General features: G+C 33.3%; 7 protein-coding genes and 1 riboswitch. Of the genes, 3 read left to right on the forward strand and 4 right to left on the reverse strand.

Annotation, left to right across the window (positions count from 1 at the left end):
• Positions 1-108: 108 nt before the first annotated feature.
• From mtnA to abc-f, 3 genes are all read right to left on the reverse strand, one after another.
• A complete protein-coding gene (gene mtnA, locus ACTJJ9_RS11260) occupies positions 109-1,164 on the reverse strand; it encodes an S-methyl-5-thioribose-1-phosphate isomerase (RefSeq protein ID WP_145584466.1) in 1,056 nt (351 codons plus the stop codon).
• Positions 1,165-1,215: 51 nt separating this feature from the next.
• A complete protein-coding gene (mtnK, locus tag ACTJJ9_RS11265; RefSeq protein ID WP_145584464.1) occupies positions 1,216-2,433 on the reverse strand; it encodes an S-methyl-5-thioribose kinase in 1,218 nt (405 codons plus the stop codon).
• 107 nt (positions 2,434-2,540) lie between these two features.
• Positions 2,541-2,698, reverse strand: a riboswitch (SAM riboswitch).
• A 317-nt stretch (positions 2,699-3,015) separates the two neighbouring features.
• Positions 3,016-4,725 (reverse strand): ribosomal protection-like ABC-F family protein, encoded by a 1,710-nt coding sequence (gene abc-f / locus ACTJJ9_RS11270; protein ID WP_440768661.1) that lies wholly within the window; start codon positions 4,723-4,725, stop codon positions 3,016-3,018.
• 334 nt (positions 4,726-5,059) lie between these two features.
• On the opposite strand from abc-f, the gene cbpA reads away from it, so the two are divergent.
• Complete coding sequence (gene cbpA / locus ACTJJ9_RS11275; RefSeq protein WP_095301525.1) at positions 5,060-5,692, forward strand: cyclic di-AMP binding protein CbpA; 633 nt, start codon at positions 5,060-5,062, stop codon at positions 5,690-5,692.
• A gap of 127 nt (positions 5,693-5,819) precedes the next feature.
• Positions 5,820-6,065: an aspartyl-phosphate phosphatase Spo0E family protein gene (locus ACTJJ9_RS11280; protein ID WP_233452206.1), complete on the forward strand. Its 246-nt coding sequence runs from the start codon at positions 5,820-5,822 to the stop codon at positions 6,063-6,065.
• Positions 6,066-6,145: 80 nt separating this feature from the next.
• On the opposite strand, the gene ACTJJ9_RS11285 is transcribed toward ACTJJ9_RS11280, so the two are convergent.
• Positions 6,146-6,877, reverse strand: a complete 732-nt coding sequence (locus ACTJJ9_RS11285) for a ZIP family metal transporter (RefSeq protein WP_145584460.1) — start codon at positions 6,875-6,877, stop codon at positions 6,146-6,148.
• Positions 6,878-7,408: 531 nt separating this feature from the next.
• Between ACTJJ9_RS11285 and ACTJJ9_RS11290 the strand changes: the two genes are divergently transcribed.
• The gene (locus ACTJJ9_RS11290) at positions 7,409-7,867 is read left to right on the forward strand and encodes a MarR family winged helix-turn-helix transcriptional regulator (RefSeq protein ID WP_095301527.1); all 459 of its coding nucleotides are present in this window, start codon (positions 7,409-7,411) and stop codon (positions 7,865-7,867) included.
• The last annotated feature ends 138 nt before the right edge of the window (positions 7,868-8,005 follow it).

Here is an 8,005-nt window from a genome sequence, read left to right on the forward strand (position 1 = left end):
ATACTAGAGGTTATATTAAGCTTGAATGGCAGTTGCTCTCTTATACGAATAAAAATATGAAAAATAAAGAACGGGGATATCTACTATTTTTTTAGATATCCCATCATTTTAATTAGTTTGCAAAATAGAAGAAATCGATTCTTGATAATTACTAGTCAATATCCCTTTTTCGGTAATAATTCCTGTAATTAATTCTCCAGGTGTCACGTCAAAGGAAGGGTTAAAAACCTTCACTCCCTCTGGGGCTATTTGAATTTTTTGAATTTCCGTGATTTCCTTTGGATTTTGTTCTTCGATAGGTAGATCATCACCTTTGGTAATCGATGGATCAATGGTTGATAAAGGAGCAGCTACATAAAAAGGAATTTGATAGGCATTGGCAAGTAAGGATAAATTATATGTACCTATTTTGTTTACCGTATCACCATTTGCGGCAATTCTGTCGGCACCTACAATAATTGCATTGATTTTTTTTGCCTTGATTGTATGTGCAGCCATATTATCTGTAATGAGTGTGACATCGACCTCTGCTTGCGAAAGCTCCCATGTCGTTAAGCGGGCTCCATGAAGTGCTGGTCTTGTCTCACAGACAAAGACTTGAATATCAACATTTTTTTCTTTTGCTAAGTAAAATGGTGCAGTTGCAGTCCCGTATTTAGCAGTAGTGAGCGAACCTGCATGACCAATTGTCATGACACGATCACCTTGATTAAGAACAGAAAGAGCATTCTCGCCAATTAAACGGCAAATCTCTTCATCCTCTACTTGAATTTGAATCGCTTCATGAACAATGGTTGTTTTTGCCTCATTAATTGATTTTGCATCTGATATACTATCCATTAATCGATCCAATGCCCATATGAAATGAAGTGCTGTTGTCTGTGAGCTTGCTAAATAATTTCGATACTTATGTAGCAATTCACGAAATTGCTCCAAAGATTCAGATGTATCCTGTAAACTAGCAAGAGCAAGCCCATAAGCTGCTGTGATACTTGTTGCAGATGTACCTTTTACTTTTAATGTATGAATCGCATCCCAAACATCATCAATCGTTGTAAGCTCAAGATATTCGGTTAGTTGCGGGATTATTTGCTGATTTAATAATTTAAGTGAATCATCCTGCCAAATAACAGAACGAGGTATTGTGATTGTAGTATTACTCATAGGGAAAAACTCCTTTTTCCTAAAAATTCTGATTTCGTATTTAGTCCTTTGTTATTTTATTGCTACATGTTGAGAACGATTTGCAATTGTCTGTTTTACGTATTGAATAAATTGTACAGGCTTTGTCATATTTTTTTGCTTAATAACGAGCTCATAACCTAATGAAAGGGCTAATTGCTTTACAGTTATTTTTTTGTCATATGTTTGTATAGTATCTAAAGCTGTTTCATGTGCATGCCCAATTGTATAACGTATTAATTCACAACCAGCAAAGCCAACAGCATCTGTGAATATTTCAGAAAGAATATGCTCTAAATAACCATTGTTTGCTGTGTAAATTTCAGAGCCATCTTTTTTCCAAGCTTTTGAGAATTCTTCAACAAATACGTTCCATGTTGTGATGAGATGTTGGAAAAGGAACTCTTGATCTTCTAAGTCACGTGAAAGGATATTTAATAAAAAGTGACCGAAAACTTGACCGACATCAAATGCAATTGGTCCAAAATAAGCGAAACCTTCGTCTATAACTTTTGTTTCATGCTCACTTACAAGGATGTTTCCTGTATGTAAATTTCCATGAATAAGTGCTTCAGGCTTTTTAAGAAACTTTTCCTTCAATTTTGCTACTTCAAGCTTTAATAATTTATCCTGTAAAATTTTCTCCACATTTGCTTTTAGTACTGGTTCATAATGGAATGTCTCATGTTCGAAAAGTGGGTTTGTAATATCAAGCTCCTCAATGTTTTTACAACGATCAGGGTTTGAAAAATGTCTCTCTATTTCATTTTTCGAATGTTGGGTATGTGCATAAATCGATGTATAAAATAATGTTTTTCCTAAAAATGCACCTAGGTGTGTCGAGAGCAATGGTAGCTCACTACCTTCAACGAGTGCTTTACGGGCTATGTGAAGATGTGACAAGTCTTCAATAATTGTAATTCCAAGCTTCACATCTGAATAATAAACCTTTGGAACATAGGCAGGAGCTATGTCTCTTTGTTTTAATAGTGCATGGTCTTCAATACGTGTACGATCTATTGGAAAAGGCCAGCTTTCACTTATGATTTTTGTATAAGGTAATGCTTGTTTAATCATATATCCGTTACCAGTAGAAGTTTCTTTTACATGAAAGTTGAGATATAAATTCCCATCACCTATTTTATTGCAAGTTAATTGACTTGTATCTTCAAATAGCATAAGCCGCTTTACAAGAGCGATCGCATCCGATTCAGTTAATGGTTGATAGGCTGATGATTTTCTAGCACACATAGTAAAGACCTCCATGTAAGTTATCTGTTTATTTAGCTTTCAATTTATCGTTAAAAAAGAAAAGCCTCTTTCATAAATGAAAGAGGCTTGAAGTCACTGCTTCTCACCTCTCATCTTTCAGAAAGTTAAATCTTTCTGATGGAATTAGCACCGTGCCCTATTGGATAAAATCCAAGGTGAAAACATCACCCCATTTTGCAATGGTAGTATGGTCGGTTGCTGCGGCGTCATTGGGCCAAGTCCCTCTGCCAACTCTTGATAAGAGATTTAAAAAATTATGTAGTTAATGTTTCAAATTTTATTAATTGTTAAAAAAAAGAATGCTTGATTAGCATGTTAACAAGCAATAAATACATTTGTCAATAAAAATTTTATAAATTGAACTAGGAAAAGGATGAGATTAAAAATCAAAACCTTTTAAAAAATGGAGAAAATTATAGAAAATGGTTGATTCAAGCGTGTAAGAAAAAATTCCTAAGTACTTGGTACAATAACAAGTAAAGCTATAATAAAAAGTCGGACGAAGCTATCTGAGTTTCCATCCGACTTTTTGCTAATAATTTTTGAAAATGAAAATAAGGTTTACTTATTACGTTTATCAAGTACGTTTATTAATTCACGTTTCTTCTTCGTTAAAGAAAGGAATTTTTCATCTAATTGTATATACTCTTCAGATGATGGTAAAATAAGACTCATTTGTCCGAGAACAGCTGTAATCTCAGTTTCGATACAGAGTAATTCCTCTTTTATCCCTAGGATATTTGGTTCGCTTTGGCTTTGTTTTCTTTTCTCATATTGCTCGAGATTCATTTCGACCCTGATGATTTTCTCGTTTTCAATAACAAGAAGTTTATTACATAGTTTGTTCATAAAGTAATAATCATGTGAAACGATTAATAATGTCCCGGTAAAATCAGTTAATGCTGCTTCTAGTTGCTCTCGACTTGCTAAGTCTAAATGGTTAGTTGGTTCATCTAAAATAAGCAGATTATACCCTTGTAGCAGGATTTTCGTTAACTTTATTCGGGTCCGTTCCCCAAGACTTAATGTTGCGATTGGCTGCATTAATTTATCAGCATGAATGCCCATATTCGCTAATATAGTTCTGGCTTTAAATTGTTCTTCCTGATCCGTTAATTCCAAAGCGTCAATAGCTCGGATGGATAAAGGCATATCTCCAACATCTTGGCTTAAATAGGCTACTTTATTAGCTTGACTGATGATGAGTTTGCCGCTTGATTGTTGCTCCTGTCCGATAATCATATTTAGTAATGTTGTTTTACCAGAACCATTTGGACCAATTAATCCAATACGCTCCCCATTATTAATATAAAAGGAGCTATCTTTAAATAGTGTTCGTTTTCCAAAAGATTTTTCTAGTCTTTCAGCCTCAACCATTCTTTTTCCGCGCTTTTTATTTTCGGCAAATTGAAAACGAACGGTTGCTTCTTCAATAGGCTTCTCAATTTTCTTCTTTTCTAGCTCCTGATTTAAACGCTTCATTTTAGATTTTATCGCTTTATCAATTTTTTTCGCCTTTACTCCATGATATTCTTTAAAGCCTTCTTGTTTATTCATATTTCGATGTGCTTTTCCTGACCAATGCTGTAATTGATTGATTTGTTGCTCAACATTCGCTTTATATTTTTGCATATTCTCATATTGGTGCAGCTTATCAGCATTGAGTTTTTTCTTTTTTTCACGGTAGGTCGTATAGTTTCCTGAATAAATAGTTAAGTTTCCTTGTTCTAAATCATAGATTGTAGACACGGTTTTATCAAGAAAGTAACGATCATGTGAAATGATAAGAACTGTCCCATTGAAATGCTTTAACTCATTTATTAACCAATTGACACCTTGAAAATCAAGGTGATTTGTTGGCTCATCCAATATAAGGAGCTCAGGCTGTGTCGCCCAAATTTGCGCTAACGTAATTTTTAGCCTTTCCCCACCACTTAAATGGGCAAGCTGTTCATTTGTCCAATTTTGCACTTGCTGTAAACCAAGCTCACTTGTTCGTAAATAAAATTCCTTTGAGGATAAAGCATCTTCCTGAAGCGTGTTATCAACTGATTGGTGTAAGTAGCCAATCGTTATGTTTTGCTGCTTTTCAATTTTCCCTGAATCAGGAGCTAACTGGCCATAAATAATTTGGGCTAATGTTGTTTTACCAGCACCGTTTGCACCAACAAGTCCTACACGTTCATTTTTTAATAAATCGAATGATACATCATTTAAAATCATTTCATCAGCAAAGCTCTTTGTTATATTTCGTGCTTTAACAATAAACATAAAAAAACCTCCCTAAACCATAGAGAGGACAGACTGTTCCAATATACAAAATGATATAGAAAAATAAGCATAAAGATATGCAATTTCTATAAAATGAACGTATATGGTGTATAAAGGACAGACTAATCCAATTTCTCTAGGTTTGAATTTTTTATTCAAAAAACTCCTAAGAAAAAAAGATTAGTAAATCATTGTCCTAATAAACACCCTTTCGTACAATAGTTATATATAGTATATGTAGTATTGACGAAAAATGCAATTTGTTTTCGTACATCAATTTATCGTTTTTCCACATTCTAAAAATAGCAATTGTTTGCTATAAGGAGGACTACTCATGAAGGTTCGTTATAATTATGTAAAAAAGGAAGATGTAAAATACTGTGAGGAACATGTAACAGTAAAGGAAGCATATGATTATTTAAGCCAGACAGGATACCGCTCTGTCCCTGTATTAAAGGATAATGGGAAAACATTTGTTGGGCTAATTTATAAGGTTCATCTTTTGGAGCATTTTGTGGAGAGAAATGGGAAAGACGATGATAAAATTTCAGATTTAATTGCAAACAAGGATGCCTTTATTTATGAAAATGATTCGTTTTTTAAAACCTTTATAACAATAAGACGTCTCCCGTTTTTAGCAGTTTTAAATGAACAAAATGAATTTTCTGGAATCATTACCCATTCGAATATAATGGATGTATTAGAGGATTCATTCGGTATGAAAACAGGAGGTTATTTGTTAACTATCGGGACGAAGGAGCATAAAGGTGCTTTAAAGGACTTAGTAACAGCTGTTAAGGATGTAAATATAGAAGGATTGCTTACTCTAGATAATGGTGATAAATATTTAAGAAGAATAATTTTAAATCTTTCAGGAGATTTAACAGAAGCAAAATTGGAGCAAATTATTACAAAATTGGAGAGCAAAGATTTTCGGATTGCAGCAATTGAAAAAATTACAAACTAACTACTATTTATCGTATAGCTTGGTTTAAACGTGTAGGGAAGAGGGAATATATTTAAACAGGTAAGAAATATATTCCTTTTACCTTTCAAAGAATTCTTGGACGAACAATTGTTAGGAGGGAACCCTTATGAATCATGAAAACATGAAGAAATTGCTTCTCGAATTAATCCATTTCAAAAGAAAGGAAATGATCGAAGCAGCCGATAAGGAAGGGTATACAAGCCAATTAACGATAAGATGTAGTCAAGAATTAGATGTTTTGTTGAACGATTATGACCAGCTAATAAAAGAAAAAGAGCAAACACTGATAAGGAAGTTTGAAGATTATATCCGAATGATTTGGACAAGCAGTACTAGTAAAATTGGAATTTAAAAAAATAGTATGTTCATACGAAAGAGGCTGACGTTTTAACTTTTAAGTCAGCCTCTCTACATGCATAATTGTTTTTAGAACTAAAAGCTATAAATTAAAATAACCATAAATAGTATTCCTATTATAAAGGAATAGGTGGCAATTCGTTCATTACCATCGCCATGGCTTTCTGGAATAAGCTCTTTATAAATGATAAATAACATTGCACCTGCTGCAAATGAAAGTCCATAAGGAACTAAGAAGCTAATAATACTTGTTAAATAAAATCCAAGTAAAGATGCAATAATTTCTACTGCTCCAGTAGCTGTTGCAATTAAAAATGCTTTCCATTTGCTAATACTCTGATTAATGAGGAAAAGGGCAACTAAAAATCCTTCTGGAGCATTTTGTAATCCGATTGCAAAAGCAATTAAATTACCAGTATCACTTATATCAGATGCATAACTAACTCCAACAGAAAGCCCCTCTGGTATGTTATGCAACGTAATTGCCGCAATAATTAGCATTGCTTTTTCATCAAATTTAATGCCACTTTTTGAGTGCTCTAAATCAATATGTGGGATTAGTTTTTCAAGAGTTGTTAATGTAAGAACACCTAAAAATAACCCGATGGATATCTCGATAATTCCACCATATTTAAAGGATTCGGGTATTAATCCTAGCATGGCAGCTGTCATCATAATACCAGCTGTAAAAGCGAGAAGGATATCCCGCCAACGGTGTGTAAGCGTTCCTTGTAAAAATAAAATTGGGATAGCTCCTAATCCTGTTGAAAGTGCTGATAATATACTACCAAATAACACACTAGACATATAAATTTTCTCCTTTAAATGTATATCTACGTTTATCCTTACGTAATACATGTCGAGCAATACATATATTATAGCGGACTTTCCTTTTTTGTACTATGTCCATGACTAAAGTATAAAAAACATTGTGCTCATTTTCAGGTAAAGGGTTGATTGGTGCTACTTGTGAGACTCCAGTGGGGAAGGTGAAGTGTGAGCAAGTGTATACTAAAAGGAGACTTTAAACCTACCCCTATTGTAATCGAGTACTGCACGATGAAATCAACAAAAACCGTCAACAAGGTAAACAACAAAGTTTACAAAAAAAGCATTTTATTAAGATTATCGTGGAAGGATTATTTTGTATAAACTATGTATATGTTCAAACTTGATTAAAGTAGAAGTATTGTTTCAATGCGTTTCTTTGTGTAAAATATTAACATTGGAAAGTAACAATACAAAATCTTGACTAAACAAAGTATTTCCACTATCATAAGAATATTGGAATTGTTTCGAATTCGAGATATTTAGATTTTATTTAAAGGATTGAGTTAAATGGAAAAAGAAAAACAAATAGAAGATTCACTAAAATTATTTATTGTTCTTTCACGTGCACATCGTGCTTTTAATGATGTTGTCAATAAACATATTTCTACATATCAATTAAATCCAACAGAGTTTGCTGTTTTAGAGTTGCTTTATCATAAGGGAGCTCAGCCATTACAACAAATTGGCGGAAAGATTTTACTTGCGAGTGGGAGTATCACATATGTCGTCGATAAACTCGAGCAAAAGGGATTACTTGCGCGAAAAGCATGCCCTAACGATCGACGAGTCACTCATGCTGAAATTACTGACAAGGGAAAACAACTAATTGAAGATATTTTTCCAGAACATGAGGAAAAAATTAATGAGGTATTAAACGTATTAACTGCAGAAGAAAAAAGTATTGTCATCGACCTTTTGAAAAAGGTTGGTTTTCATGCGAATGAATTATTAAATAAACAAAAATAAAAAGGACCATTCGGTCCTTTCAGATTGAAGACAAAAGGCATTTGGGAAAGCTTTCTTTCCCAAATGCCTTTTTAATTTTTGATTTTCTTCTTAGAATCTATCTTAAAAATAAGTGTAAATTGCCTATTATTCATATTT

This window comes from Metabacillus sp. 22489, assembly GCF_052044855.1.
In the GTDB taxonomy this organism is placed as follows: Bacteria; Bacillota; Bacilli; order Bacillales; family Bacillaceae; genus Metabacillus; species Metabacillus niabensis.

What these genes read in the sequence shown, in the direction of transcription:
- mtnA (WP_145584466.1), bottom strand. Translation starts at nt 1,164, where the DNA reads ATGAGTAATACTACAATCACAATACCTCGTTCTGTTATTTGGCAGGAT.
- mtnK (WP_145584464.1), bottom strand. Translation starts at nt 2,433, where the DNA reads ATGTGTGCTAGAAAATCATCAGCCTATCAACCATTAACTGAATCGGAT.
- abc-f (WP_440768661.1), bottom strand. Translation starts at nt 4,725, where the DNA reads ATGTTTATTGTTAAAGCACGAAATATAACAAAGAGCTTTGCTGATGAA.
- cbpA (WP_095301525.1), top strand. Translation starts at nt 5,060, where the DNA reads ATGAAGGTTCGTTATAATTATGTAAAAAAGGAAGATGTAAAATACTGT.
- ACTJJ9_RS11280 (WP_233452206.1), top strand. Translation starts at nt 5,820, where the DNA reads ATGAATCATGAAAACATGAAGAAATTGCTTCTCGAATTAATCCATTTC.
- ACTJJ9_RS11285 (WP_145584460.1), bottom strand. Translation starts at nt 6,877, where the DNA reads ATGTCTAGTGTGTTATTTGGTAGTATATTATCAGCACTTTCAACAGGA.
- ACTJJ9_RS11290 (WP_095301527.1), top strand. Translation starts at nt 7,409, where the DNA reads ATGGAAAAAGAAAAACAAATAGAAGATTCACTAAAATTATTTATTGTT.